At 62.5% G+C, this 26,969-nt stretch carries 24 protein-coding genes and 3 pseudogenes; 19 read left to right on the top strand and 8 right to left on the bottom strand.

Translation table 11 applies throughout. The features are described from left to right. Window positions 1–39: 39 nt before the first annotated feature. Genes AB7G19_RS13875 through AB7G19_RS13860 form a run of 4 tightly spaced genes read left to right on the top strand, consistent with a single transcriptional unit; the run spans window position 40 to window position 3,573 of the window. Entirely contained in the window at window positions 40–486 is a 447-nt protein-coding gene (locus AB7G19_RS13875; RefSeq protein WP_354130691.1) for a cupin domain-containing protein, read from the top strand. Continuing rightward, window positions 483–1,604, top strand: a complete 1,122-nt coding sequence (locus AB7G19_RS13870; RefSeq protein WP_354130690.1) for a DegT/DnrJ/EryC1/StrS family aminotransferase — start codon at window positions 483–485, stop codon at window positions 1,602–1,604. The genes AB7G19_RS13875 and AB7G19_RS13870 overlap by 4 nt, the downstream gene beginning before the upstream one ends. Next, window positions 1,601–2,368: a class I SAM-dependent DNA methyltransferase gene (locus tag AB7G19_RS13865; RefSeq protein ID WP_354130689.1), complete on the top strand. Its 768-nt coding sequence runs from the start codon at window positions 1,601–1,603 to the stop codon at window positions 2,366–2,368. The genes AB7G19_RS13870 and AB7G19_RS13865 overlap by 4 nt, the downstream gene beginning before the upstream one ends. Continuing rightward, entirely contained in the window at window positions 2,365–3,573 is a 1,209-nt protein-coding gene (locus AB7G19_RS13860; RefSeq protein ID WP_354130688.1) for a glycosyltransferase family 4 protein, read from the top strand. Before AB7G19_RS13865 ends, AB7G19_RS13860 begins: the two co-directional genes overlap by 4 nt. Before the next feature lie 9 nt (window positions 3,574–3,582). On the opposite strand, the gene AB7G19_RS13855 is transcribed toward AB7G19_RS13860, so the two are convergent. Next, the gene (locus tag AB7G19_RS13855) at window positions 3,583–5,157 is read right to left on the bottom strand and encodes a lipopolysaccharide biosynthesis protein (RefSeq protein WP_354130687.1); all 1,575 of its coding nucleotides are present in this window, start codon (window positions 5,155–5,157) and stop codon (window positions 3,583–3,585) included. A gap of 180 nt (window positions 5,158–5,337) precedes the next feature. Further along, a complete protein-coding gene (locus AB7G19_RS13850; RefSeq protein ID WP_354130686.1) occupies window positions 5,338–6,003 on the bottom strand; it encodes a hypothetical protein in 666 nt (221 codons plus the stop codon). Window positions 6,004–6,206: 203 nt separating this feature from the next. Here AB7G19_RS13850 and AB7G19_RS13845 point away from each other — a divergent pair, with 203 nt between their 5' ends. Continuing rightward, the gene (locus AB7G19_RS13845) at window positions 6,207–6,500 is read left to right on the top strand and encodes a hypothetical protein (RefSeq protein ID WP_441267879.1); all 294 of its coding nucleotides are present in this window, start codon (window positions 6,207–6,209) and stop codon (window positions 6,498–6,500) included. Window positions 6,501–6,624: 124 nt separating this feature from the next. Further along, a complete protein-coding gene (locus AB7G19_RS13840; RefSeq protein WP_354130685.1) occupies window positions 6,625–7,011 on the top strand; it encodes a prepilin peptidase in 387 nt (128 codons plus the stop codon). A 519-nt stretch (window positions 7,012–7,530) separates the two neighbouring features. Here the strand turns inward: AB7G19_RS13840 and AB7G19_RS13835 are convergent. Next, a complete protein-coding gene (locus tag AB7G19_RS13835; protein ID WP_354130684.1) occupies window positions 7,531–10,161 on the bottom strand; it encodes a M10 family metallopeptidase in 2,631 nt (876 codons plus the stop codon). 200 nt (window positions 10,162–10,361) lie between these two features. On the opposite strand from AB7G19_RS13835, the gene AB7G19_RS13830 reads away from it, so the two are divergent. The 7 genes and pseudogenes from AB7G19_RS13830 to AB7G19_RS13800 all read left to right on the top strand — a co-directional run bounded on the left by AB7G19_RS13830 (window position 10,362) and on the right by AB7G19_RS13800 (window position 18,499). Continuing rightward, window positions 10,362–10,688, top strand: coding sequence for a hypothetical protein (locus tag AB7G19_RS13830; RefSeq protein WP_354130683.1), 327 nt, complete (start codon window positions 10,362–10,364; stop codon window positions 10,686–10,688). A 130-nt stretch (window positions 10,689–10,818) separates the two neighbouring features. Then, complete coding sequence (locus tag AB7G19_RS13825) at window positions 10,819–12,012, top strand: CaiB/BaiF CoA transferase family protein (protein WP_354130682.1); 1,194 nt, start codon at window positions 10,819–10,821, stop codon at window positions 12,010–12,012. A gap of 452 nt (window positions 12,013–12,464) precedes the next feature. Continuing rightward, window positions 12,465–14,273 carry a chloride channel protein gene (locus AB7G19_RS13820; RefSeq protein ID WP_441267878.1) on the top strand — a complete coding sequence of 603 codons (1,809 nt, stop codon included), beginning with the start codon at window positions 12,465–12,467 and terminating at the stop codon, window positions 14,271–14,273. 1,071 nt (window positions 14,274–15,344) lie between these two features. Then, window positions 15,345–15,608: a hypothetical protein gene (locus AB7G19_RS13815; RefSeq protein WP_441267877.1), complete on the top strand. Its 264-nt coding sequence runs from the start codon at window positions 15,345–15,347 to the stop codon at window positions 15,606–15,608. A 709-nt stretch (window positions 15,609–16,317) separates the two neighbouring features. Then, window positions 16,318–16,508: pseudogene (locus AB7G19_RS13810) on the top strand (CoA transferase); the annotation flags it as partial. A 299-nt stretch (window positions 16,509–16,807) separates the two neighbouring features. Beyond that, window positions 16,808–17,806 (top strand): glycosyltransferase family 2 protein, encoded by a 999-nt coding sequence (locus AB7G19_RS13805; RefSeq protein ID WP_441267876.1) that lies wholly within the window; start codon window positions 16,808–16,810, stop codon window positions 17,804–17,806. Window positions 17,807–17,815: 9 nt separating this feature from the next. Beyond that, on the top strand, window positions 17,816–18,499 hold the full coding sequence (locus tag AB7G19_RS13800) for a class I SAM-dependent methyltransferase (protein WP_212454617.1): 684 nt from the start codon (window positions 17,816–17,818) through the stop codon (window positions 18,497–18,499). Between the two features lie 7 nt (window positions 18,500–18,506). On the opposite strand, the gene AB7G19_RS13795 is transcribed toward AB7G19_RS13800, so the two are convergent. Then, complete coding sequence (locus AB7G19_RS13795; protein ID WP_354130679.1) at window positions 18,507–18,821, bottom strand: hypothetical protein; 315 nt, start codon at window positions 18,819–18,821, stop codon at window positions 18,507–18,509. 88 nt (window positions 18,822–18,909) lie between these two features. Here AB7G19_RS13795 and AB7G19_RS13790 point away from each other — a divergent pair, with 88 nt between their 5' ends. The 6 genes and pseudogenes from AB7G19_RS13790 to AB7G19_RS13765 form a co-directional block, all read left to right on the top strand. After that, window positions 18,910–19,047, top strand: a complete 138-nt coding sequence (locus AB7G19_RS13790) for a hypothetical protein (protein WP_354130678.1) — start codon at window positions 18,910–18,912, stop codon at window positions 19,045–19,047. A 482-nt stretch (window positions 19,048–19,529) separates the two neighbouring features. Further along, window positions 19,530–19,682 (top strand): annotated as a pseudogene (locus AB7G19_RS13785) (transposase); the annotation flags it as partial. After that, window positions 19,649–20,716, top strand: a complete 1,068-nt coding sequence (locus AB7G19_RS13780) for an IS3 family transposase (protein ID WP_231142186.1) — start codon at window positions 19,649–19,651, stop codon at window positions 20,714–20,716. The pseudogene AB7G19_RS13785 and the gene AB7G19_RS13780, both read left to right, overlap by 34 nt. Before the next feature lie 175 nt (window positions 20,717–20,891). Then, a complete protein-coding gene (locus AB7G19_RS13775) occupies window positions 20,892–21,794 on the top strand; it encodes a fatty acid desaturase (protein WP_441267875.1) in 903 nt (300 codons plus the stop codon). A gap of 64 nt (window positions 21,795–21,858) precedes the next feature. Next, complete coding sequence (locus tag AB7G19_RS13770) at window positions 21,859–22,860, top strand: class I SAM-dependent methyltransferase (protein WP_354130676.1); 1,002 nt, start codon at window positions 21,859–21,861, stop codon at window positions 22,858–22,860. Window positions 22,861–23,043: 183 nt separating this feature from the next. Beyond that, window positions 23,044–23,232: pseudogene (locus AB7G19_RS13765) on the top strand (CoA transferase); the annotation flags it as partial. Between the two features lie 97 nt (window positions 23,233–23,329). Here the strand turns inward: AB7G19_RS13765 and AB7G19_RS13760 are convergent. From AB7G19_RS13760 to AB7G19_RS13745, 4 genes are all read right to left on the bottom strand, one after another. Further along, window positions 23,330–23,638 (bottom strand): right-handed parallel beta-helix repeat-containing protein, encoded by a 309-nt coding sequence (locus AB7G19_RS13760; protein ID WP_354130675.1) that lies wholly within the window; start codon window positions 23,636–23,638, stop codon window positions 23,330–23,332. Between the two features lie 50 nt (window positions 23,639–23,688). Beyond that, window positions 23,689–25,203 (bottom strand): tripartite tricarboxylate transporter permease, encoded by a 1,515-nt coding sequence (locus tag AB7G19_RS13755; RefSeq protein WP_354130674.1) that lies wholly within the window; start codon window positions 25,201–25,203, stop codon window positions 23,689–23,691. A 9-nt stretch (window positions 25,204–25,212) separates the two neighbouring features. Further along, the gene (locus AB7G19_RS13750; protein ID WP_063982139.1) at window positions 25,213–25,755 is read right to left on the bottom strand and encodes a tripartite tricarboxylate transporter TctB family protein; all 543 of its coding nucleotides are present in this window, start codon (window positions 25,753–25,755) and stop codon (window positions 25,213–25,215) included. Between the two features lie 206 nt (window positions 25,756–25,961). Then, window positions 25,962–26,936: a Bug family tripartite tricarboxylate transporter substrate binding protein gene (locus AB7G19_RS13745; protein WP_028149699.1), complete on the bottom strand. Its 975-nt coding sequence runs from the start codon at window positions 26,934–26,936 to the stop codon at window positions 25,962–25,964. Window positions 26,937–26,969: the final 33 nt, after the last annotated feature.

Below are 26,969 nucleotides of genomic sequence, written 5' to 3'. Positions count from 1 at the left end.
ATGTCACTATAATCACATCGTTTTTTGTCGAGGCTAAGGATGGAACACGTCGAACATGTTCGATTCGGCGACCAGCTCTACGCGATCATCGTGCGCGCCTCGTTCCGCGAGCCGGGTATTCACTTCTTTTCGTCGCCGGAACTGTCGCAGCAGCTCGCCTATATGAGCCATCCGAAGGGCAAGAGCATCGAACCGCATCGCCACAACAAGGTGACGCGCGAGGTGCACTACACCCAGGAAGTCCTGCTGATCCAGAAGGGCAAGCTCCAGGTCGACTTCTACACCGTCGACGAAGAATATCTCGAAAGTCGCGTGCTCGGCGACGGCGACATCATCCTATTGTGCAGCGGCGCCCACGGCTTCAAAGTGCTCGAACCGCTCGAGATGTTCGAGATCAAGCAAGGTCCCTATTCCGGCGAGGCCGACAAGACCCGGTTTGCCGAAGCCTCTCCGTCCGAAATCCGGATCAAAGGCCCGAACCCGTGAGCGCGCCGTTCATTCCCGTCAACACGCCGCTGCTCGACGGCAACGAGGCCGACTATCTCGCCGAATGCATCCGGACCGGATGGATCTCCTCGGAGGGGCCGTTCATCAAGCGCTTCGAGCAGGCGATGGCCGAGGCTGTGGGACGTCGCCACGGCATCGCGGCGACCAACGGCTCGGTCGCGCTCGACATCGCCGTTCATGCGCTCGGACTCGAGCAAGGCTCCGAGGTCATCATCCCGACCTTCACGATCATCAGCTGCGCCGCCGCGATCGTCCGCGCCGGCCTCGTCCCCGTCGGGGTGGACTGCGACGCCGCGACCTGGAACATGACGGCTGAGGGCGTCGAAGCCGCGATCACGCCGCGCACCCGCGCGATCATGCTGGTACATATCTACGGCCTGCCGGTCGATCTCGATCCGATCATGGCGCTCGCCCGCAAGCACGATCTGAAGGTGATCGAGGACGCCGCCGAGATGCACGGCCAGACCTATCGCGGCAAGCCCTGCGGCAGCTTCGGCGACGTCTCGACCTTCAGCTTCTATCCCAACAAGCACGTCACGACAGGTGAAGGCGGCATGATCCTCACCGATGACGATGCACTCGCCGATCGCCTGCAAAGCTATCGCAATCTCTGCTTCCAGCCGCAGCAGCGTTTCGTTCACGAGGAGCTCGGCTGGAACGCGCGCATGACCAACCTCCAAGCCGCGCTCGGCGTCGCCCAGGTCGAGCGCCTGCCACGCACGGTCGAGATCAAGCGCCGGATCGGCCGGCGCTATGACGAGCATCTCGGTGGCCTCAACAGCGTCCGCCGCCCGGTCGTCCGAACCAGCTATGCCGACAACATCTACTGGGTCTACGGCATCGTGCTGAACGACGATGTGCCATTCGACGCCAAGGAGGCGATGCGCCGCCTCGGCGAGAAGGGCATCGGAACGCGGCCGTTCTTCTGGTGCATGCACGAACAGCCGGTGCTGCGCCGGATGGGCCTGATGCTCGACGAAAGCCATCCGAACGCGGAATACATCGCGCGCCGCGGTTTTTATTTGCCAAGCGGGCTTGCCTTGACCGATGACGAGATCGCCCGTTCGGCAGAGGCGCTGAAGGAGATCCTGGCGTGACGGTGTTCGCCGAATACGCGCCCTGGTACGACCTCCTCTATCAGGACAAGGACTACGCGGCGGAGATGGCGTTCGTCGAAGCGCGCCTGCGCGACCACGGTGTTGCCTCTGGCAGGCTGCTCGATCTCGGCTGCGGCACCGGGCTGCATGCGCTGGCCTTCGCCCGTCAGGGCTGGAACGTCGCCGGCATCGATCTCAGCCATGAGATGATCGCGAGTGCCCAGGCGCGCGCCGAGCGGGCCGGGCTATCGATTCCGTTCCGGCAGGGCAATGCCTGCGAGACGGGCCCCGAACGCGACTTCGATGCGGTGGTATCGCTGTTTCACGTCGCCAGCTACCAGACCAGCCGCGATGCGCTGGCGGCCATGTTCCGCACCGCGCACGCCGCGCTGAAGCCGGGTGGCACGTTCTTCTTCGACTATTGGTATGGTGGCGCGGTGCTCGCGCAGGGCGTCGAGACGCGGGTCAAGGTGATCGAGCAGAAGCCGCTGCGCCTCACCCGCATCGCGCAATCCGACCACAACGAGCAGGCCGCGACCGTCACCGTGAACTACATGCTGTTCTGCGAGGACACAGACCGCACCACGATTCGTCGTGTCGATGAAACACACCACATGCGCTACTGGTTTCCGTTCGAGATTGACGCGGCGCTTCAGGCGAGCGGCTTCGAGCCCGCCGCTCACGCTGCATGGCTGACGCAGGACACCCCACACACGAAGAGCTGGGCGGCCTACGCCGTCGCCAGAAAGAGCGGCGCGCCGTGAGACCGCTGCGGCTCGCTGTCATGCTGGAGCAGGCGCTCGAGGTCGGCGGCGGCTTCCAGCAGCCACTCAACGACCTGCTCTGGCTGCGCGACTGGGCGGCCAAGTCCGGCAACGAGATCGTGGTGTACTCGCCCTATCCAAAGACGCTGGAGATCCTGAAGGAGTTCGGCGTCGCGGCCCGCCTGCGCAAGTTCGGCGTGCTCGACTATGTCTTCCTGTTCCTGAAATATTGCGGGCCGTTCGATCTCGTCCAGATTGCGCTAAAGCTGAAATCGCCATTCGAAGGGGTGCTGATCCGCGACGGCATCGACGTCGTGCACTTCACCTCGACCTCGAAGCGGCACTTGCTGCTCTACGAGCTGCCCTTCATCATCACGATCTTCGACGGCTGCCATCGCGACGCGCCGGAATTTCCGGAGGTCCGCACCTTCGGCGAATTCGAGCGCCGCGAGATCCTGTTCGGCCTTGCCAGCACCAAGGCGGCGGTGGTGATCGTCAACGCGCCCGAGCTGATCGAGGATCTCTCCCGCCGCTACGCCATGGAGCGGGATCGCGCGGTCTGCATCCCGTTCTCGCCCTCGGCCTATGTCAGCCAGTCCGCCCCCGCCGCCGACGACGATGCTGCGGTGCTGGCAAAGTACCGGCTCGAGCCCGGCTATCTGTTTTATCCGGCGCAGTTCTGGCCGCACAAGAACCACATGACGCTCCTCGCGGCGCTGGCAAGCCTGTGCGAGCGAGGCATCACTGAACGGCTGGTGCTGTGCGGCTCGGATCGCGGCGGCCGCGACAAGATCGATGCGGCGATCCGCACCTATGGCCTGTCGGACCAGATCTCCATCATCGGCTTCGTCGAATCCGCCGAGCTCGGCGCGCTCTATCGCGGTGCCGCCGCGCTAGTGATGCCGAGCTATTTCGGCCCGACCAACCTGCCTCCGCTGGAAGCCTGGGCTGTCGGCACGCCCGTGATCTATCCCGAGGCCTTCAAGGCCCAGGCCGGCGACGCCGCACTCCTGTTCGACTATGACGACCCGCACTCGCTCGCGGACGCCATCGTCAGTCTCCGCGCCGAAGGCACACGCGAGCGCCTGAGCACGGCCGGCCATCGGCGGCTAGCGCAGTTTGCCGAGGAGACCAAGGCTGGCCAACAGCATTTCGCCCGCCACCTCGAACGGCTGAAGCACCGGCTGGCGCTGACTGCACGCTGAGATCGTCGGCTACGCAGGAACCAGCGCCCGCAGGCGATCGCGCAGCGCAGCGTTCAACAGCGGGCTTGCGAGCCCGCCAACCACCGCCATCCAGATCGCGCATTCCAGGACAAAATGCACGAGCCCACTTCCGGGTACGAGCATGGTGATGGCGAGTCCGATCAGCCAGACCGGCGCCACGATCCCCGCGGCCATGAACATCAGGAACGCGATATGCCTGAGCGGGTGGCGGAGAGTCTGCCATATGATCACCAGCGCGAGCAGCCCGAACTGAACGACGATGTCGCTCGCGACCACCGCAAGCCCCGCGCCGAGCGGTCCGAGCCTCGATATCAGGACGAAGGACAGCAGCAGAAATACGACGAACTGCAGCCCCTTGGTCCGGATCAGAAGCGCGCCGCGATTGCTGTGGTTGGCAAAGACCAGCGCCATCAGCGAGGGCGCGCTCGCGGCCGAGCCGAGCAGCAACGTCACCGCAAGCGGCCCGTCATAGGGTATGCTGCCATGGGTCCACAATGCGAAAAAATCGGGCCAGAATGGCAGAAAGCCCGCGACGACCAGGCAGGCAAGCCCGGTGACAAACGCCGATCCGTAAGCATAAAATCGGCGGAGCCGCTCCTTGTCGCCGATTGCATGATCGTGCCCGAGCTCGGCACCGAGCGGCAACGCGATCTGGAGACAGAGTCCACGTACCAGGCTCGCGATCACGCGCGTCAGCCCCCATTGCACCACCGCGACGCGATCGGTGACGAGCGCGGAGACGAGCAGGACCGGAACGTTGATGAGCGCGAGCTCGGTGATGTTGGCGATCGCGAAGGGCAGCGCGTGGCCGAGCTGGCCGGTGCTCCAGCGCCAGGATGGCGCCATCAACGGCGGCGGCCTAGCGGCACGGCGCAGGAACGGAAAACGGCGCGGCGCATCGACGCCCATGATGAAGATCGTGAAGAGGAGCTGCGTCGACACGAACGCAATCGCAACCGCGAGCAGGCTTCCGAACATGGCGAGCGCGGCGAGCTGCGCGATCTGCCCGAGCAGCAGTGCTGCGTTTTGCAGCCAGACGGCCCGGCTATACAGGCCGCGGACGCGATAGAGGCCGGAGCCGAGGTTGGCGGGCAGGCTCAGCAGCGTTCCCAGCGTCATCACCAGCATCGCGGCATCAAATGTCGGCATCCCGCGAAAACCGAACACGGCCGACGGCGGCGCGAGATACACGGCCGCACAGAGCAAGACGCCGAGCCCGGCAACGATGGCAAGATAGATCCGCAGCATCCCGTGGTAGACGTTCGCCGTGCGCCCGTCGCAGTCGACACAGGACTTGAAGGCGAGAAACCGGTTGATGGCGCGAAGCTGCAATCCGGCATCCGCGACGATGACGAGGCTTCCGGCGGCATAGATCGCAAGCCACGCCGCGAGCACTTCGCCGCTCCAGACGTGCAGGAATGCGGGGATCAGCAGCAATTGCTGAGTCAGCCCCAGCACCATCTGGACCAGATTCGCCGACCAGCCGCGAAGGAGCCGGCGGGCCCGTCCGGCGCCGCCCGGCACCTCGGCCTCGCCGGGCGCGTCAGTCTGCGTGTCGGTCAAACCGCATCCTTCCCGACGGCTGGCGATCGGCCCGGCAAGCCCAATCGGCGGTCGCCCCCCCAATGAAAGCTGCCGATCTGGCGCGATCGGATTGGGGCATTGCAGCCGCGTCATACGGCGGTTGAACGGCTTAGGCAATGGTGTCTGAACCCAGCCCCTTCGCGCGATTTGACGCAGCGCTCAGAGCCCGTCCGGCTGGCCGTTCTTGGGTGTGGACCGGGGCACGAAGGGCGCGAACGACGGGCCGCCAGGGGTCGGCATCATCAACTGGCCGCTGCCATCCGCGGAAGTAGCCGCCATCGCAGGCGCGCCCGTGGGAGCGGACGCGGCCTCCGGCCGCTGGAGCGCCAGCACCTCGCTGCGATCGCCCTGCTTGAACGTCACCTCGCGCGGCTGCACCGAGGTCAGCGACCAGCCGCCGAGCGATTCGCCCTGCCGCAGGCGCACGACCTTCTGATCGGTGCGGTTGACGAGAATCGCGATGGCCTCGCCCTCACCCACCACGGCCCCGACTAGCAAGAGCGGCGGCGGGGCCTCGACCGGCTTGGGCGGCGGTGCGGAAACCTCCTCGATCGGCGATGCCGCGACCGCGCGCGGCGGCGGCCGGCGCATCGCCGAGAAGATTGGGCGTTCTTGGGTCGCAGTCAGGGCCGAGAGCGGCACCGACCACAGCGGATTGCCGCGGGGCGCGGGCTTGTTTGCAGCCGCCGCAGGCCGCGCAATCGGTCTTACCGCACCGACATTAACGTTCTCGGCAGGACTGCCGGCGGCATCGTTAGACAGAATGTCCATGCGTGACGAGGTGGCCGCTACGCTTTCGGTGACGCCGAGGACCGCGCACAACATGGCCAATCCAGCCGATCTCAGCCACCCGGACATCGAAGCTCCCCTGCGACCGGCCACCACGCCAGCGCGCGGCAAGCCCGAGACAGCAAACTAGTTCTGATAGACCTCACGATCAACCCGCCGCCATCCCTTGACCTTGTCGGCGGCGCTGCGCCGTCTGGCATGTTGCGACGCATGAAATTGTTGCCCAATGGCCACGATCGTTGAAATTGTGCACGACCTCGCCGCATCAGACCAACGCGCTCGCCCGCACCGGGTTGATCCTGTTCATCCGTCCGACCGTCATCAAGGACGGCGTCGATGCGCATGTCATCGCCGAGGAGATGCGCAGCAAGATGAACAGCCGCCTGGTCGGCACCAGCAATCCAGTGGTCACGGTGAGCCCGCCCAAGGCGGCGCGCTGTGGGCGTGACGGATCACGCCGCGCACGACGGGGCCGGCCCTCCGCTCGCGCTCAGCCTCGCGCTGCCGCTGGGGGTGTTCGCAAGTCCTCGTGACCGCGCCGGGCGCCGAAGGCCTCTACGGCGCGTTCCTGGCCGCCCAGATGCTCGCGATCGCGGTGTACGATGCCCGCCACTATCTCATTCCCAATGAGCTGACGGGGCCGCTTTCGCCCTCGCCTTGCTCCGCGCCGGCGCCTTCGTTCCCGACATTCGCGCCGAGGCACTGCTCCGGCCGGTCGCCCGTGCTGCGGCCGTGGCGCTGCCGCTGCTGCTGATGGCGCTCTACCGGGGCAGGCGCGGCCGCGACGGGCTCGGGCTCGGGCTCGGTGACGTCAAGCTCGCCGCGGTCTGCGGCGCCTGGCTCGATCTTACTACGGTGACCGCGGTGATCGAGCTTGCGGCGCTCCTCGCGATCGGCGCCTATGCCACCAATGCAGCACTGCGAAGAGGGCGGCTGCGCGGGACCGCCTTCCTGCCGTTTGGATTGTTCCTGGCACCCGCCATTTGGGTCGGTTGGCTGGGCGAAACCTGGTATGCGAACTGGCTCGGCGGCTGGCCCGGCTAAGGCAAGCCGCTTTCACGTCGCACCGTCGCGTTGCCCGAGGTGGCGACCGCCGCAACATTCGCGACTGCCGTTCTGCCAAAGCGAACGGCGGAGAACCCGAAGGGGCGTGCCAATGAGGCAAGCCCCTTCGGTGATCTGCGTCCTTTGCCGAGACGATCAGCCTTCAAGACAATTCGCCCTGGCTTCGCTCTCAGCTTACGCTGCGTGCGCGATCGAGAGCTGGGACTGAGGTTGATACCGCTGCCGCTGATGCGCTCTATCGGCGCCGTCTCGGCCGCGGCGGGCTGGGGCTCGGCGACATCAAGCACGCCGCGGCCTGCGGCGCCTAGCTCGATCTCGCGGCCGTGGTCGTGTGATCGATTTGGCAGCGCTGCTCGCGATCAGCGCCTATGCCGTCAATGCCGCGCTGCAAAGATGACCGCCGCGCGCGACAGCCGTCCTGCCCTTCAGATTCTTCCTGGCACCTGCCATTTGGATCGGTTGGCTGGCTGAGACATGCCTCGTCCGAGGGGAATTGTCTCAGAGGAGGTGGAAATTGTGGAGGGCGGCAGCAACGATGATCCCGGGATCTTCGCCTCCGATCAGCGCGGCTGCCGCCGCATCGCTGTCCGGCGCATAACTCAAGGACGCGACAACCGATGACGAGGTCGGTGCGCCGTGCGCGGCGCTTGCAGCCGAGACCTGGAATTTGGTGAAGCTAGTGTTGCCTGAATAATCGTGGCCATCATAGGCCATAACGTAGAGATCGTCGGTCGTCCCCGCGCTGCCCGCCACGAATGTGGCCTGCGCAAGCTGATCTGCGCCGAACGCCACCACGGTCTGGTTCGCCACCGGCGTTCCATTGATCGTGAAGTGGCCGCTGTTGGGACCTGTCGTACCCTCGTAGATGTAGTAAGTCAGGGTATCGTTGTCGGCATCGGTCACATTGAACAGGCTCGAAAGGGAAAGCGCGTGTCCAGCTGATGTGGAAACGACGGGCGACGGGATTGTGACGACCGGCACGTGGTTGGCCGCGGCCGAGACCTGGAACTTGGTGAAACTGGTGTTGCCGGAATAGCTTTGGCCGTCATACGCCATGACGTTGAGATCGTCGGTTATTCCCTGAGCGCCCGTGACGAACGTAGCCTGCGCAAGCTGGTCAATCCCGAGTGCCACCACGGTCTGGTTTGCTACCGCCACACCATTGATCGTGAAGTGGCCGCTGTTAGGCCCCGTCGTCCCCTCGTAGAGGAAGTAGGTCAGGGTATCGTTGTCGGCATCGGTGACACTGAACAGGCTCGAGAGCGAAAGCACGTGTCCTGCCGTTGTCGAAACGACCGAGGAAGGGATCGTGACGACCGGCGCATGGTTGGCCGTGGCCGTGACCTGGACCTTGGTGAAGCTGGTATTGCCGGAATAGTCCTGCCCGTCATAGACCATGACGGAGAGATCGTCCGTCGTTCCCGCGCTGCCCGCGACGAACTTGGCCTGCGCAAGCTGGTCGAACCCGAGTGCCACCACGGTCTGGTTCGCTACCGCCGTGCCATTGATCGTGAAGTGGCCGCTGTTGGGACCCGTCGTACCCTCGTAGAGGAAGTAGGTCAGGGTATCGTTGTCGGCATCGGTCACATTGAACAGACTGGATACCAAGACCGCGTTTCCAGCCTTTGTTGAAACGGTGGAAGAAGGGATCGTGACGACCGGCGGATGGTTTTGTGAAATTCCCACGAGATCGGATGCACTGATCACGAGGTTACCCACCAGATCGATGGCGAAATCCGCAACCCCGTCGCCGTTGGTGTCTCCGGCGAGAACAGTCATGTTCCGTGAGGCGTCGTAAGAATAGTCGAGCCTGCCAGGCACTCCATCGAAGGCGGCCGTGCCAATGAAGTGAAACCCATCTTTGGCAACTGTGTTGCTGTTGGCGTGAATGCCGGACAGATCGATGTGGTCTACGCCCGGAGTGAAGTCCGTGATGCGATCGTGCTGACCGGCCCCTGGCGAACTGTCCCCGGCATTGAACACGAATGTGTCGGCACCGTCGCCGCCGGTAAGGATATCGACGCCTGAACCGCCAGTCAGGATGTCGCTGCTGCCGCCGCCGGAGAGTGTATCGTTGCCAGCACCTCCCGACAGCGCATTGGCGATCGCATTGCCGATGATCGTGTCGTTGCCGGAGCCGCCGGTGGCGTTGTCGATGTAGGAGCGCGCGTCGTTGTTGTAGAGATAGGCGTTGTAGACGTTGCCTGAGGCGTAGTGGTCGTAGCCGAGATTTTGGTTGTCGCCGAGATTGGCCCGTTGCACGGTGGAGAACAGCGACGTCGCGCCGGGATTGAGATTGATGCTCAGATTCGTCGCATAGTTGGACAGATCGTAGGTATCGATGCCGCCGCCGTCCCAGATCGTCGCGTAGATGCGGTTGGCCGAGTTGCCGGTGCCGCCGCCCGGCGCGAGTTGCCCGACACCGTTGATGAACTCTTGACCCGTGGTGGGATTCCAGGAGTAGACGGTGTTCCCGCCCTGGGCCGCATAGTTCGCGCCGTACATCGTCTGGAGCGCGAGGATATCGTTGGCCATGTAGGTCTGCGGATATCCGTAAGCCTCGTTGCTGTAGCCGGCGGTCGTCGAGGCGCCGACATAGCTGCGATAGCTCATGATGGTGTATTCGCTGTCGTCATGCGCACTCGGCACCGCGACATTGGCGGGGCCGCCGGTCTCCTGGCTGTGCTTGAGACCGAGAGCGTGGCCGAGCTCATGCATCGCTGTCGTGAAATAATAGTTGCCGAGCTTGGCCAGCGAATAGTCGTATTGGGTCCCGAACCAGACGTCGCCGCCGGCCGCATAGTCGCCGGGGTAGTAGGCGTAGGAGGTCGCGGGCTTCGACGACTGCGCGATCATGATGTTCGCGCCGTCGGTCCCCACGTACTGGATGCTGGCGTTGGTGTAGCTGAGGATCAGTCCGACCGCGTAGTTGATCGCCGCTTGCATCGCGCTTGGCGCCGCGGCGAAGCCAGACGATGTCGGCTCACTGTTGCCGCCGTAATAAGGATTGGAGTAGTCGCTGGGCGCGTCGGGAAAGCTGTAGGTGATCGTGCCGGTCCACTTGTAGCCCGACAGCAAACCGTCAATATCGGCGTTGTTGGTGGCACCAACGGTGACAGAATTGGCCAATGGACTCTCCGGAGCAACGGATCACGCGATCGCGGACGAAGGCGCATGATTCTAGCTTGAGAGTTATACGTTTGGTTAAAATTCGGCAGCGGCCTCCGGCCCCCTTTAATAGGGCCGTATTAGCCATCAAATCAAGTGGCGGTACGGGCCAAAGGCAAGGATTCAGGTCCCGCCTGCGGGTATAATCTGTAAAGGAAATCATGAAACCAGGCCCATTTTCAGTCGGTCTCATCGGGGTCCTGGCGGTATTCGCCGGGCCGGATCGTCTGCCCATCGGAGAACAGCCTGCCATGGTCGGGAAAGCCAATGCAGACGGCGGTGGCAAGGACAAAGGCAATGAAAGCGGTAAAGCGGGACGCGCCCCCTCCATGCCTATGGCCCGCGACCCCGCGGCGACGGTCACCCGAGAGTACGAGACCGCGCGTCAGAAGGGAACCCGGGAAGCGTTCGAGCTCTTCATTGCGCGCCACGGCGATGACCCGCTGGCCGAGCAGGCACGCGACGAGCTGAAGCGCCTGTCGCGCTGATCCCTTCATGCAGCGCAGCACACCGCACCAAGCACTGCATTTTGACAGGCGGCATCCGCGCCGGCGCAGACTTGCCGCACGATGTTTCGGCACTATGGTGGCTCCGCAATCTGACCCGGAGCCTTTCACGATGCCCTTTCCGCATGCCTCGGAAGCCCTGTCGCGCTTCACCGTGCTCGATCTGACCCGTGTCCGGTCCGGGCCCACCTGCGTGCGGCAGCTTGCGGACTGGGGCGCCAATGTCGTCAAGATCGACGCGTTGACCGAGGATTCCGGCGGCGAGCAGCCGGGCGGGCCGCGGCGGGGTTCCGACTTCCAGAATTTGCACCGTAACAAGCGGGCGATGACGCTGAACCTGAAGGACGAGCGCGGGCTCGCCGTGTTCAAGCGCCTCGCCGCCAAGGCCGATGTCGTGGTCGAGAATTTCCGTCCCGACGTGAAGAAGAAGCTCGGCATCGACTATGAGAGCCTGCGCGAGATCAATCCGCGCATCGTCTATGGCAGCATCTCTGGCTTCGGCCAGGACGGGCCCTACCACAAGCGCCCCGGCTTCGATCAGATCGCGCAGGGCATGGGCGGGCTGATGTCGATCACCGGCGCCCCGGGCGAAGGGCCGATGCGGGTCGGCATTCCCGTCGCCGACCTCACGGCCGGCCTGTTCTGCGCCATGGGCATCCTCACCGCGCTGCTCGAGCGCGAGGTCTCGGGCAAGGGCCAGTGGGTGCAGACCTCGCTGCTCCAGGCCCAGATCTTCATGCTCGACTTCCAGGCCGCGCGCTGGCTGATGGAGAAGGAGGTCGCCAAGCAGGCCGGCAACAACCACCCGACCAGCATCCCGACCGGCGTGTTCAAGACCTCGGACGGCTACATCAACATCGCCACCACGGGCGGACGGATCTGGGAGCGTTGCGCGCAGGCGATCGGCGCCCCTGAGCTCTACAGCCATCCCGATTATGCGACCGCGCCGGCCCGCTCCAAGAATCGCGACGCGCTCAACGCCAAGATCGAGGAGCGCACGGTCACGAAGTCGACCGAGACCTGGGTCCGCGAGTTCAACGATGCCGGCGTGCCCTGCGGACCGATCTACGCCATCGACCAGATGTTCGAGGACGTGCAGGTCGAACATCTCGGCATCGCGCAGGACGTGCCGAACGACGAGGACCGCCACATCCGACTGGTCGGCCAGCCCGTGACGCTGTCGCGCACGCCGAGCAAGATGGTGGCGCGCCCGCCGGAATTCGGCGAGCAGACGAGCGAATTGCTCGCCGAGTTCGGCTTCGCCCCTGACGAAATTGCTGAACTGAGACGAGTGAAGGTCGTTTGACGTCGCCCAGCGCCAACGCGCGCGGCCTGCCTGGGCCTGCGCACGGCTCGGGTATCCTCTCGCGGCCCGCCCGAAGCGATCTGCCACGGCGATTTCGGGCCGCCCGCCGAATATCATGCTTCAGGGAGCAGAACCACGCGTCATCGTCGTCGTCCTGCTCAAATCCTGCCTCGCGGTTTGCTCGGGCGCGCATCTGAGGCGGTGCCGGCCCATGCCCCGCATAACCCGAATTCTCGAGCTGCCCGCTAGGCTGCCTTCTCCCCTGATCTGCGAACCGGCCTTCCCGCCGGCAATGATCCGTTGATTTATATCGCTCTACGATATATTTCCACGCAGTGCGTTGTGGCTAGGGGACGCGCCCGACGACTAGGCGCGTCCCAAGTACGGCGCCGGCCGATGTTATCGGCGCCACTTCATCGTCCTCACAATCGCGTTACCTCGATCGGACCAAGATGCCCCGCCCCATCCCCGCCAATTCCCTGCCGCGACTCGGCGACTTCACGACAGACCGGCGTGTTCTCCTGCTGGTCGCCATGGCTGTCTTCGTCGGCGCGGGTGGCTCCGGTACGGCGTGGCTGTTGCTGCGCGCCATCGCGCTCGTCACCAATGCCGTGTGGCTGCACACGCTGAGCACGCAGACCCTCTCGACAGCCAATCTGAAACCCGACGCCTGGATGGTTGCAGCCCCGGCCATTGGCGGCCTCGTCATCGGCCTGATGGCGCGCTTCGGGTCCGAAAAAATTCGCGGCCACGGTATTCCCGAGGCGATCGAGGCGATTCTGATCGGCGGCAGCCGTTTGCAACCGAAAGTCGCCGTCCTCAAGCCGCTATCGTCGGCGATATCGATCGGCACCGGCGGGCCATTCGGCGCAGAGGGTCCGATCATCATGACCGGCGGTGCGGTCGGCTCTCTCTTCGCGCAATGCTTCCACCTCAGCGCGGCCGAACGCAAGGCGTTGCTGGTGGCCGGTGCCGCGGCAGGCATGACGGCCATCTTCGGAACACCGATCGCGGCCGTCATGCTCGCCGTCGAGCTTCTCCTGTTCGAGCTGAAGCCGCGCAGCCTGATCCCCGTGATCGCCGCCTGCGTGGTCTCGTCGTCGCTGCGGCCCTGGCTGATCGGCAGCGGCGCGCTGTTTCCGTTCGCCGGCCAGCTCGATCTGCCTTGGTGGGGGCCGCTTGCCTGCGTCGGCGTTGGCGTGGTCGCGGGATTGCAATCGGGATTGCTGACCACGCTGCTGTACAAGGCCGAGGATTTTTTCAGTCACCTGCCGATCCACTGGATGTGGTGGCCGGCGATCGGCGGACTGTTCGTCGGCGCCGGCGGCTTGATCAAACCGCGGGCCCTCGGTGTCGGCTACGACATCATCGGCGACCTGCTCAACGACAACGTTGTGGTATCAGTCGCGGTGCAGATCCTGCTGGTAAAGTCCGCGATCTGGATCGTCGCTCTCGCGTCGGGCACATCCGGGGGCGTCCTCGCGCCGCTTCTCATTTTCGGCGGCTGCGTCGGCTGGCTCGAAGGACAATTGCTGCCGGGGCCGCATGGGGCATGGGCGCTCGTCGGCATGGCCGCGATGATGGGTGGCACCATGCGCTCGCCGCTGACCGGTATCCTGTTCGCCGTCGAACTGACTGGTGACTTTCCGCTGCTCGGATCGCTTCTGATTGCCACGAGCGCCTCCTATGCGCTCACCGTGCTGCTGCTCAAGCGCTCGATCCTCACGGAGAAGATCGCGCGGCGCGGCCAGCATGTGGTGCGCGAATACGGTATCGATCCCTTTGAACTGCTGCGCGTCAACGAAGTGATGGTGACGGACGTCGATACGCTGCCCGGAACGATGACGGTCGGCGAAGCGATGTCGTTCTTCTCCGGGGACGAGCGGCGTCACATCGATGCAGGCGGTCAGGTCTCGGGTCTCGTGGGCCGCGCGGACGTCTTGCGCTGGCGCGCGGAAAGCGCCGACGGTCGCGACACCTTGTTCGACTGCGCATCGGATCGCTCGCTCACACTCGGCTATCCCGACGAACCGGTGTCACATCTTGCGGATCGGATGGTTCTGGCCGACGTCGGGCGCGTGCCGATCGTCGAACGCGCGACCGGGCATCTCGTCGGCCTGGTTGCCCGCAAGGATATCCTGCGCATTCGAGCCACCGCAAGGTCCGTCGAGAAGCAGCGCTCGGCCTTCATCGGCCTTCATCGGCCTTGGCGCCGCAGCCCGTCAGAAAAGGTGACCGCCCTTGACGAAGCGCGGCTTTAGACAGCGGATGCGCCTCGCCGACGATGTCATACAATTCTCTTGCTAGTTCGTATCTTGCGATAGCTATCCGGCGAGGAAGAAGGAGCCATAAAACGCTGCGTAGCAGACCCAAGCGAGCCGTGTTCCCTGCCAAAGGCTCGTCTTAGCAAGAGCAAGAGCCGTTCCAAAAGCAATTACAGCGAGAGCTTGTTGCATGCGCTAATCATTCGTGAGTTGCCCATACCGGACGCTGCAGAAATACTGACCCGGCTATGGATCCCCTGTTGCTAATTGTCGGCGTTGTGGCCATTTTGGCTGTTGGCGCCACGTTCGCGGTGATCACCTATTTCGATGTTAGAGCTGAGCGCAGGCGCCAACGGTAAGGCCGGCTCTGTTCATTTCGGTTTTTGGCGGTTCAATGCTCGCATTGATTCCGATACGGGCAAACATTGTCGGGCTGCCGCCTTCCGCCACCAGGATCAGTGCTGCATCGCGGCTTGCCATTCCGGCGCGGAGTGCTCTTTCTTCGGCAGCGTGGCGATGTACTCGCCGGCGTCGAGCAGCGTCACCGGTACGCGATCACCGATCCTGGGTCGGATCCTCGAACGGCCGACGCCGTCCTCGTTCCGTCACACCGCCCCCGGTTTCCAATAGCCCATGCCACCGATAGGCCCTTTGGCGTTCCAGTTGAAGTCCGGTCGTACGTCTGCGCCACGCCAACTCCGGCTGGCGAGTTTTTATCGCTGACGCGGAACCCCGCCGAAGGCCCGTCAGTTTTATTGAACGGGCGATTCCTTTGCTGAGAGGCGGTGCGTCATGGACTGTCTCAGCCTTGTCATACCGGCCACTATTGGCATGCTGGCGGGTTTGTTCTTCCTGGGCCACAGTAAGATTGATCGGCGGAGACGGTGACGCAATTACCCCGGGTCCGCATGAGTATAGAGGACCCGCCCGTTAGCGCTGGGGGCCTTCTTTGCACGCCCCACAAACTCCCCGTTGACGCGGCCGAGAAGGCTGTCACATTACTTTGACAGACAGGTGCCAGTTTGGCAGGCGCTGGGATTTCAGAGCCCAGACCGGAATACGCGGCGAATGCTGCCGAGCGAATATATTCCGCTTGTGCAGCGTTCAGTATCCTCTCAATTTCGGGAGTTCGGCGTGTTTGATGCTGAAATAACTGCGCTGCTCAGGGCGGTGCTCGAGGAAGTTTGCGAAAATATTCCTGTAAGCGAGACGGGCGCCAGAGCGTACGTTGCCGCGAAGCTGCTGGATGCCGCAGCACACGGACAGCTCTCAACCGACGCGTTGAAAGCGGCGGGCCGGAAGGCCCTCGACCCACCAACGATGTGGCCCTGATTATCCGCTCATCACTCGATCACATCGTATTCGAATGCGACGCCGTCAAAAGTGCGTTTAGGTCAATGTTGCTTTCTTTTCGCATGCAATTAAGCGCGATATGGAATACCACAGGTTGCATAAGCAGGGGACGCTTATGGATTGGGCGGAACGAACTTATCTGTTCAGCTTTGTCGTGCTGTCGATCTTCAACGCTGTGGGGGTGGTATGGATGATTTTATCGCTGTGAGCCGTGCTACGCGGGGCCTTAGCACTCATCGTGCGGTTAGGTCTTGGTGCGTGTCGTTCGGTTGGATTGCGCTACTCGCGATTGTTGCCTACGCGATCGCTAACCTTCCCTGGTAAGGCATCAAGCAACTGCGCTCAACACAACGGCCTTTTCTTTATGCTCAGCGTAGCCACCAGCACCGCTGCCAATAAAACCCAGCCGACGATATGAACGATAGTCATAGAACCGTACCCTCAAGATTATCAGGGTAGTGCCTTGGCCCCGAGAAAGGTTCAAAATCTTCGTGTCATCGCTGGCGCGTGCGGTCGCTAGTTCGTGACTGGAATCAGGGGCTTTGAACGCTGGTCGGTGGAGTGGAAGCCTTCTGGCGGAAGATCGATCTGATCGTCTATGGCGGGCTCGCCGCCGTTCTTGCCTCCCAAGCCGCTGCCTCGATCCGCCTCGCCCAGAAGAGTCGAGCCGGCCAAACCGTCTGACCGGGACTCCCAGAATCTGCATCGCAACAAGCGGGTGATGACGCTGAACTTGAAGGACGAACGCGGGCTCGCCGTGTTCAACGGCCTCGCGGCCAAGGCGGACGTGGTGGTCGAGAATTTCCGGCCCGACGTCTAGAAGAAGCTCGGCATACGATCAATCCGGGCATCGTTTCAGGCAGCATCTCCGGCTTCGGCTAGGACGGCCCCTATCACAAGCGGCCGGGCTTCGATCAGATCGCGCAGGGCATCGAAAGACTAAGGGAGGCGGGCGTCGTCTGAGTCCACTCACGACAGGGGCAGTCTCGCATTGGGTAAATCGTTGGATGCCTGTCCGTTCGGGGCCGCCGGGCCCGACCGGACAAGCCTGATTGACCCTCCATCCCGGTTTTCACGAAAAAAGAGTCTCCGTTCCGGCCGTTCCTGGTTGTTCATGCAAGGCTGCCTTAACCACAGGTGCTCTAGATTTCAGCCCATTCAAAGCGGAATGAACCCGAATGGCGATCGATTCCCGGACGGTTAGCTACAGCATCATTGTCCCGGTCTTCAATGAAGAGGCCGTTCTCCCGATATTGCTGCGCCGGCTCGACCTGCTGCTGACCCGGCTCAACGGGCCGGCGGAGGTCATTATTGTCGACGATGGCAGCATCGATTCCGGCACCATCGTACTGGAAGCACTCGTCAAACGCGATCCGCGCTATCGCTTGATCGGCCTGTCGCGCAATTTCGGCCACCAAGTCGCTATTACCGCCGGCATGGACGCGGCGCAGGGCCAAGCGATTGTGGTTATGGATGCCGATCTGCAGGACCCGCCTGAGGTCGTGGAGCAACTCATCGCCAAATGGGAAGAAGGTTACGAAGTCGTTTATGCGCGGCGCCTGTCGCGCGCTGGCGAAAGCCGGTTTAAGCGCTCGACGGCCCATCTGTTCTACCGGATACTCGGGCGCATGACCTCGGTTCGGATTCCGGCCGACGTCGGTGACTTCCGCCTGATCGATCGCAAGGTGCTCGACGCGCTACGCCAGATGCCGGAGCGGGACCGCTTCGTGCGCGGCATGATCGCCTGGCTCGGCTTCCGGCAGACTGAAGTGACCTTCCATCGCCTTGAGCGCGCGGCCGGCGAAACAAAATATCCTCTGCTCAAGATGACCCGTCTTGCGTTGGCTGCAGCGCTCGGCTTTTCCGATGTGCCCTTACGCCTGGCAATCTGGTGTAGGCTCTTGGTGTCGTGCCTGGCCCTCCTCTACGGCGGCTGGGTGCTTGTGCTGTGGATGAGTAAGGACAGCCACCTGGTTGCCGGCTGGTCCTCGACCATGGTCGTCATATCGCTCCTATGCGGACTTAACATGCTCATGACGGGCATCGTCGGGCTCTACATCGGCCGCATTCATGCCGAGGTGAAGCACCGTCCACTCTACGTCGTGCAGAAGCGGTTGGGCTTCGATCGCGCCCAAGCTGCGCCGGCGAGCGCCGCAGCTCACGCCATGCACGAATAGTGAGCCCACATGAGCGAGCTCTTCGACCAGTACCGCAGCAATTACCGGGACGTCGTCCAATCATCGATCGACTTCTCGGGCCTGCCCCACAGCTTCTTCATGCGCTCCAAAGCCGACCTCCTGCGCGACCTGACCGCGCGGCGTCTCGGATCGGCAAGACCCGCGATGCTCGACGTCGGTTGCGGCGTCGGCAGCTTTCATCCGTTGCTGCGCGGCATGGTCGGCAGCCTGACCGGCATCGATGTTTCATCGGAGAGTATCGAGCAGGCGCGCGCCGACAATCCCGGCGGCGAGTACCGCGCCTTCGACGGCAGGAGCTTTCCCTTCGACGACGACAGTTTCGATATCGTGACTGCGATTTGCGTGCTGCACCACGTCGCGCCTGCCCAATGGACCAACTTCATCAATGAGATGCGGCGCGTGGCGCGCCCGGGGGGCCTTATCTGCATCATCGAGCACAATCCCCTCAATCCGCTTACCCGCCTTGCCGTTGCGCGCTGCGAATTCGATCGCGACGCCGTGTTGCTCAGCGCTCGCAAGGCACGGAGATTGATGGCGGCTAGCGGTTTGCAGAAGATCGGCGCACATCATTTCCTGCTGTTGCCCTGGGAGGCAGAGCCGGCACGCCGCGTCGAGGGCGCCTTGAGGCGTATTCCGCTCGGCGCCCAATACGCCGCCTTTGGTACCGCCTGAACTATTTCTACAACACATCCAACCGCCGATGGGCGACCGCCACATTGTCGCTGAAGATGCATTGCCAGTCCGGCAGGCAGTGGAGCAGCGTGACCCCCGGCGTGTCCAGCTCAAGCAGTGTCGCATCAAGCTTGTATTCGTCGAGCAGCTTGAGAAAATCGCGCAAGTCGGCCGGGGATAAGGCTCGATTGTAGCGCACTCGGGCAGCAGCGCCACAACCCCGGGTGCCGCCGAAGCGGTAACTCACGGCGAAGCGCAGGATGTTGTCGGTGGAGTGCGAGCGATAGCCGACAACCAGCGGTGCGCCGCTGAGCGGGATCACGGGCGTTGCGAGCGAGCCCGAGGCGTTTCCGAGATCGACATAGAGATATTCGAGCCTCGCGTTCCAATTGTCGGCGAAGGCGCCTTCGATGCCCGCGCCCCAGCCGACCTTCGTCGTGCTGCTGTTGAAGCTTGCCGCAACCGGCGTGAACGTTCTGCCGTCGGCGCCCCCGAAGCCGCCAACATTGATCGCGCTTACGCTACCTGAGGTCGAGACCCGCCCATAGGCAAGACCGCCGGTGCCTTAGAACAGCAAGCGTGGCGTCACGACGACACCGAGCCGGCTTGCTCGCGAGATGCGCGGGCGATTCAGTGCCGCGACACCAGGGAAGAGTCCGGCTTGGGTCCTGCGATCGGTAGTTCCAGATTTTCATAGCGAGTTCTCAGTATTTGATCCACGCAAGCAGCGCGATTTTGCGCGGCCGCGCCTCGGAGCCGCCGAGCCCGCCGTTAACGCCACCGCTCGCGCCGGTAGTCGGCGACTGCGCGACAGCCGTAGCGCCACCAGGCGAATTGTAGAAGTGAGACGGTGCGCAACTTGGTATCGGCGCCGAAGGGTCGGTCATGAGTTGCTCGATTAGAGGTTGCGAATTAGATTGTCGCCCCGCTGGGGGAATCTAATGATCCATCGGTTTGTTGTGCCCGGTGACCTGCCCCTGCCGATTTCCTCCAGTTGAAGTTAGAGTCCGGCCTTCTGAAGGACGGACAGATGAAGCGAGCCAGGTTTACGGAAGAGCAGATTATTGGCGTGCTGCGTGAGCATGAGGCGGGTGCGAAGGCTGCCGATTTGGCGCGGAAGCATGGCGTCTCTGAAGCGACGCTGTACAATTGGAAGGCGAAGTTCGGCGGTCTGGACGTCTCCGATGCCAAGCGGTTGCGGCAACTCGAGGACGAGAACGCCAAGCTGAAGAAGCTGCTGGCCGAGCAGATGCTGGATGCTGCAGCGCTACGCGAGCTTTTGTCAAAAAAATGGTAGGGCCCGTCGCCAAGCGCGAAGCCGTCGCGCACCTGCAGGCCGTCATGGGTCTGGCGGAGCGGCGGGCCTGCGGCATCGTCGGCGCTGACCGCAAGATGGTTCGGTACCGATCGTGCCGACCGCCGGACACCGAACTACGCGGCCACTTGCGCGAGCTTGCTAATGCCCGTCGGCGGTTCGGCTACCGCCGGCTGTTCGTGCTGCTTCGCCAGCAGGGCGAGCCGTCCGGGCGGAACCGGATCTACCGTCTGTATCGAGAGGAAGGCCTCAGCGTGCGCAAGCGCCGGGCCCGCCGCCGCGCCGTGGGCACCCGAGCGCCGATACTGGTCGAGGCTCGGCCGAACGCCCGGTGGTCGCTGGATTTTGTCCACGACCAGTTCGCCAGCGGCCGTCGCTTCCGGGTCCTGAATATCGTCGATGACGTGACCCGGGAATGTCTGGCGGCCATCCCCGACACCTCGATCCAGGGGCGGCGGGTGGCACGCGAACTGACGGCGCTGATCAATCAGCGCGGCAAGCCGGGCATGATCGTCTCCGACAACGGCACCGAGTTCACCTGCAATGCCATGCTGGCCTGGTCGGAGGAGAACAAGATCGACTGGCACTTCATTGCGCCGGGCAAGCCGATGCAGAACGGCTTCTGTGAAAGCTTCAACGGCCGGATGCGGGACGAGCTTCTCAACGAAACCTTGTTCTTCGGCCTCGATCACGCCCGCGCCAAGATTGCGGATTGGGTCGGCGACTACAACGGCCAACGCCCGCATTCCTCGCTCGGCTATCTGACCCCTGCGGCCTATGCCGCCTACCTCACCGCAACGTGCGATCGGCTGCGCAACCCCGACCAGCTCCGCCGATCGCACGTTGCTCACACCGCGCCAAACGGCGTAACATCCGCCGAGACTCTAACCGCTACTGGGTGAAACTTCAGGGGCAGGTCACCGGCTGCCATTCGCTGTCCGTTCTCGCTCAACGCGTCTATCGGAGGACCGGGAATGGAAATATTAACCTGACCTCTTCAACTTGAGCCAGACGGGGGCGAAACCAATGACGCTCGGCGCACGCTCAGGCGGCGAACCATCTCCGGGGTGACGGCAAATGATCGATAGTAATGATGACTATTCGCGAAGGTTTCAGGAACTAAGGCCATTTCTCGTAAATGACGAAAGTCTCAGATACGCGGACTTCATCAAGACGCTGACGCCCAACTATACGAGGCTCTATCTGGATATTGCGCTCGGCTACTTTGCGCTGATTGTTACTTTTGCGTTTGTCCGCGCCGTGCCCGTGGAAATGAACTATGGACTGCTATTTACTGTGTTTGCTGGTGCAATCTCTATTGGCTTCTGGATCGCCTACCTGCAACTGTTCCTTCATGAAGGCGCTCACTTCAATCTCGCCCCTGATAGAGGACAGAGTGATTTTCTATGCAACATTCTGGTTGCTTGGATGATAGGCACATCTGTTCAGCAGTACCGCATCACCCATTTTCAGCATCATCGCGCGCTCGGCAAAATCGACGACAGCGAATCGACTTATTTCTCCTCGCTTAATCTGGCATTTCTGATCAAGGCTCTGTTTGGCGTCCGAGTGATGGAAGTGCTGCGGTCGCGCACCGAACTCGAAGCTAAAGCCAAGAGGGTCGATCGAGGCACATGGGTCAGGCCCATGGGTCTCCTTGCGCACATTGCAATCGTCACGATTTCCTTCTTTTCTCGCGAGCTACTTTTTTGCGCCGCGTGGGTCCTGGGGACCGTGATGTTTTTCCCCCTCTTCGGCGCTCTTCGCCAGTTGCTGGAACATAGAGACCCCTCTGCGGATTCATGTGTCGATTACAATGAGCATGATCATGGCGCCTATACGAGGGTGTTTGGACCCGGCATATTCGCTTCGGTATTCGGAGCCGCGGGATTCAATCGCCACCTACTGCACCACTGGGAGCCGCAGGTTTCCTATACAACTTGCATGAAATGGAGGCATATCTCCTCAAGACGGAGTTAGCATCGGTTATCGAGCAGCGTCGCTCCACATATTTGAAAACGTTCCTCAGTCTCTTCAGGTTCACATGACCAAAATTACGTGCCCGATTTGTGCCGATGGTTCTGTGCGTCATTTCGCGAAAGCCAACGACGTTGAGTATTTTACATCCGGCAGGCTCTTCGATTTCTACCGCTGTGACAGCTGCGATATTCTGTTCATTTACCCGATGCTGTCGGATCGGCTGAATGAAATCTATCCATCCAACTATTATTCGTTTCACGCCAATGCAGCCGATACCTTGGCACTACGCTTCAAGAAGCGTCTTGACGACAGGGCTTTCCAAGCAATCACCAAACAACTCAATGGAGAACGCCTGTCTGCATTAGACGTTGGAGGCGGAATCGGCTGGCTCCTCGACGGGCTGAAGAGAGCCGATTCCAGAATTGCTGATACAACCGTCGTAGACATTGATGCTGGAGCGGCCGATGTCGCCCGCGCCAAAGGTCACAACTTTCACCTCACGCCTATTGAAGGCTTCGAGACTGAAAAAACGTTTGACTTGATCTTGATGCTAAACCTGATCGAGCACGTTCCAGATCCGATCCAGATACTGAAAAAGGCAAAGAGCCTGCTTTCTCCTGGTGGTCTCATTTGGATTAAAACGCCCAACTACGACTCGCTAGACGCTCGTATTTTTAGAAATCGTTCCTGGGGAGGATATCACACGCCTCGACATTTTGTTCTCTTCACCAAACCTAGCTTCATTCGTCACTGTGAATCCGCGGGCCTTCATGTTTTGAATTGCTCGTATACGCAAGGCGCCCCATTCTGGACCGTAAGCGCCATTAACGAATTAAAGCGCGTTGGCCTCGCGGAGGTGTCAGCTGCACGGCCATCGCTGCAGAACAGCCTTACTCCCTTTTTTCATCTGCTTTTTGCGGCGTTCGATTTTGTCAGGATGCCTTTCTCTAAGACGTCGCAGATGAATTGCATCCTCACGGCCCAATCATCCACTTCTGAGACATCATCGGCAACACCGATTTCGAGGGCGAAGTTGGGGTCAAGCAGGATTTCTGGCGGTGCGTGATCACGTCGCTCCAATAGGAATCAGCGCGCGGGCCGGACGGCAATCTGAATCCCGGCTCCATATGAATGCCATGGCTGAAGACCCCGGCGCTGCCTAGAAGAGCTGCGAGATCTGCGTGCAAGATCATCCGTTTGGCGAGAATTCTCCGACCTCTCTCAGCCATTGCCCCACGCAAAGACCTGCGCTCAGGACGTGCCGAACGACGGGGACCGCTACATTCGACTGGTCGGCCAACCCGTCACGCTGTCGCGCACGCCGAGCAAGATGGTGGCGCGGCCGCCGGAATTCGGCGAGCAGACCGACGAGATCTTGAAGGAGTTCGGCCTCAGTGCAGACGAGATCGCGACGCTCCGGAACGCCAAGGTGGTGTGAAAGAACGGCCGCGTCGCGACAGCCGGCCTTTCGGATCCGGGCCACCGCGGTGATCACCATCGGCCGCGCATTGAGGGCTTAAGCAACCATCTAGATCTTACGCAAACCGTCGAAGCGCGAGCCGACATAGCGGAGAAAGGTCGTTGTTGGACAGGTCGACCGATCCGCCGACTTGCTTGACGCCGATCGTGTTGAAGGAGATCGTTGTGGCGTCAATGTTGATGCCGCCGCCCGAGATGGCAATGCCGGCAACCGAGTTGCTTGACACGACCGAATTGCTGAGGTGAACGGCGGCGTCGGCACCCACGCCGATACCGCTGGCCGCGTAGATCACCTTGACGTTGCTGAGCGTCGCCTTGATCAAGCCCGCAGCCGCGCTTGCAATCGTAAAGCCGCTGCCTCCCATATCCCGTGCCGTTCACGACGTTCAGCGCTCCAGTTTCCAATCCGCTTGGGTCAAGCGGCAGGCTTCGCCCGCCGCGACCATCCGACGCAGCGCAGCAAGCGGTCGATCACAGGCCAAAATAGCAGCACGATCGCCAAGGTTGTGATCGAGCCGACCAAGCTGTTCGACCAGAACACCTTGAGGTTGCCGCCGGACCCGATCATCGACAGGCGGAAGGCATCCTCGGCGCGGTTGCCGAGCACGAGCGCCAGGGTGAACGGCGCGAGCGGGATGCCGATCTTCTTGAAGACGTAGCCGACGACGCCGAAGCCCAGCATCAGCCAGATGTCGAACATCGCGTTCTGGATCGCATAGGCGCCGATCGCACAGGACACCACGATCATCGGCGCCACCGCGGCGAACGGCACCCGCAGGATCGAGGCGAAGATCGGCACCGTCGTCAGCACCAGCACAAGGCCGACGACATTGCCGAGATACATCGAGGCGATCAGGCCCCAGACGAAGTCCTTGTGCTCCACGAACAGCAGCGGACCCGGATTGAGTCCCCACACCATCAACCCGCCGAGCAGGATCGCGGCCGTGCCGGAACCGGGAATGCCGAGCGCCAGCATCGGCAGCAGCGCCGAGGTGCCGGAGGCATGCGCCGCCGTTTCAGGTGCGAACACGCCCTCGATGCGGCCCTTGCCAAAGCTCTCGGGATCCTTGGCGAAGCGTTTTGCAAGGTTGTAACCCATGAAGGAGGCCGCGATCGCGCCGCCCGGGGTGATGCCGAGCCAGCAGCCGATGAAGGAGGAACGCAGCAGCGTCACCCAGTATTTCGGCAGGTCCTTCCAGACGCCGAGCACGACGCGGAGCGAGATGCTCGCGGCGTGTCCGCGCAGCGCCAGCCGCTCCTCCATCGTCAGCAGGATCTCGCTGATGCCGAACAGACCAATGACGGCAACGAGGAAGTTGATGCCGCGGAGCAGTTCTGACGAGCCGAAGGTCATGCGCAGATTGCCCGACACCGTGTCCATGCCGACGCCGGCGAGCAGAAGGCCGAGCGACATCGAGATGACCGTCTTGTGCTTGGCCTCGCGCCCCAATCCGACGAAGGAGCAGAAGGTCAGCAGATAAACAGCGAAGAACTCGGGCGGACCGAACTTCAACGCAAAGGACGAGATCATCGGCGCGAGGAAGGTGATCAGCAGCACCGCGACCAGCGAGCCGATGAAGGAGGACGTGAACGCCGCGGTCAGCGCCTCCGCCGCCCTGCCCTGCTGCGCCATCGGATAGCCGTCGAACGTGGTCGCGACCGACCAGGCCTCGCCGGGGATGTTGAACAGGATTGAGGTGATGGCGCCGCCGAACAGCGCGCCCCAGTAGATGCAGGACAGCATCACGATCGCCGAGGTCGGATCCATCGTGAAGGTGAGCGGCAGCAGGATCGCAACGCCGTTGGGGCCGCCGAGCCCGGGCAGCACGCCGACGAAGATGCCGAGCACCAGCCCGACCATCATCAGCACGAGCGTCTTCCATGTCAGAAGGACGGCGAAGCCATGAAGCAAGAGACCGAAAGCTTCCATCGTGAGCGCCTAGTGGCCGAAGGCCGCTTCGAGCGGCCCTTTCGGCATGATGACGTCGAAGGCGATATCGAAGGTGACGAACATGATCGCCGTGAACATGAAGGCGGTGAGCAGCGACTTCCACAGCGCGATCTTGCCGACGAGCCGCATGAAGCCCGCGATCAGGAGGAAGCTCGCGACGTAGAGGCCGAGGAACTGCATCACCAGGCAGAACAGCAGCGTCGGCACGAACACCGCCATCACACGGCGCGCTTGCGCACGCGTGACGAAGCTTTCGGATGCAGCGCGGTGCGCCACAAAGGCTGCAATCAGGCCATAGAGGCTGCCGCCACCGAGGATGACGGAGAGATAAAACGGGAAATAGCCGGGCTCCGGCCCGGTCGAATCCCAGGAGGCGCCGGCGCGCCAATTGTCATAGCCAAGGGTTGCGGCCAACGCGAGCAACAGCAGGCAGACGAATATCTCGATCGTGCCGGAGGAGACGACGGAGGGTGAGTCGTCTTCAGGCGCGGTCGGATCGTCGACGACGATTTCAAGTTCGGTTTGGGACATGAGCTGCTTTGCAAAAGCCGGGAGTGATGTCACCTCGCCCCGCTTGCGGGAAGAGGCAGAGGCCGCGTCCGCGGCCGTTTTCTAGAACGCCGAAGCGCCGGGTGAGGGGGGACTCTCCGCGAGTCCGCCTGCCACTCTCTTCGGGGAGAGAGCCCCTCACCCCTGCCCTCTCTCCGTAAGAACGGGGAGAGGGAGAAGAGAGACGGCTACTTCGCGACGAATCCGGCTTCCGTCATCAGCGACTTGTTGGTGGCATCGTCCTCCTCGAGGAATTGCACCATGTCCTTGCCGGTGAGGAAGATCGGCTTCAGCGCCTGCTTTTCCATGTAGTCCTTGTATTCCGCAGTCTGCGTCACCTTGTGGAACAGATCGACATAGAACGCCTGCTGCTCCGGCGTGACCTTGCCGGGCAGGAACATCGCGCGCAGCATCAGATACTGGACGTCGACGCCCTCCTCCTTGCAGGTCGGGATGTCGGCCCAGGATTGCGTGTCCGTCACCTTGCTGGTGTAGGAAATGCGCTCCTTGTCGAACACGCAGAGCGGACGCACCTGGCCGGCACGCCAGACTTCGAGATTTTCGCTCGGGTTGTTGACGTTGGATTCAGTGTGGTTGCCGACGAGCTGGGTCGCGGCCTCGCCGCCGGACTTGTAGGGCAGATAAGAGAATTTTGCGCCGGTCTTCTGCTCGAGGAAGACGGTCAGCACGTGATCCTCGCGCTTGGAGCCCGTGCCGCCCATCTTGAACGGCGAACTCGCCGCCTTCGCGGCCGCGACGAATTCCTTCACCGTCTTCGGACCTGCGCTGTTGTCCCACAGCACGAACTGGTCGAGCGCGATCACCGAGACCGGAGTCAGCTCGCGCCAGTTGAACGGGATCTTCGCCGACAGCGGCAGCATGTAGATCAGCGAATAGGCGATCAGCACCTTGTTCGGGTCGCCTTCGCTGGACTTCATGTACATCAGCGCTTCCGCGCCCGAGGCGCCGCCCTTAAGCGAGACGACGATCGGCTGCTTCATCAGATTGTTCTTCTGAATGGCGGCCTGCATCATCCGCGCCATCTGGTCGGAGGCGCCGCCCGCGCCGGCGGCCACCACGATCTCGACGGGCTTGGTCGGCTCCCAGCCGGCAAAAGCCGGCGCGCCACAAAGCGCGGCGGCCAGCACGACCGCGGCCTTCATTCCATGTCCCACGTGCGTCTCCCCAATTTTTCG

It is taken from the genome of Bradyrhizobium sp. 215_C5_N1_1 (genome assembly GCF_052075935.1).
Taxonomy (GTDB): Bacteria; Pseudomonadota; Alphaproteobacteria; order Rhizobiales; family Xanthobacteraceae; genus Bradyrhizobium; species Bradyrhizobium barranii.
Note: the sequence above shows the minus strand (reverse complement) of the source record. Positions and strands in the feature narration are given on the sequence as shown.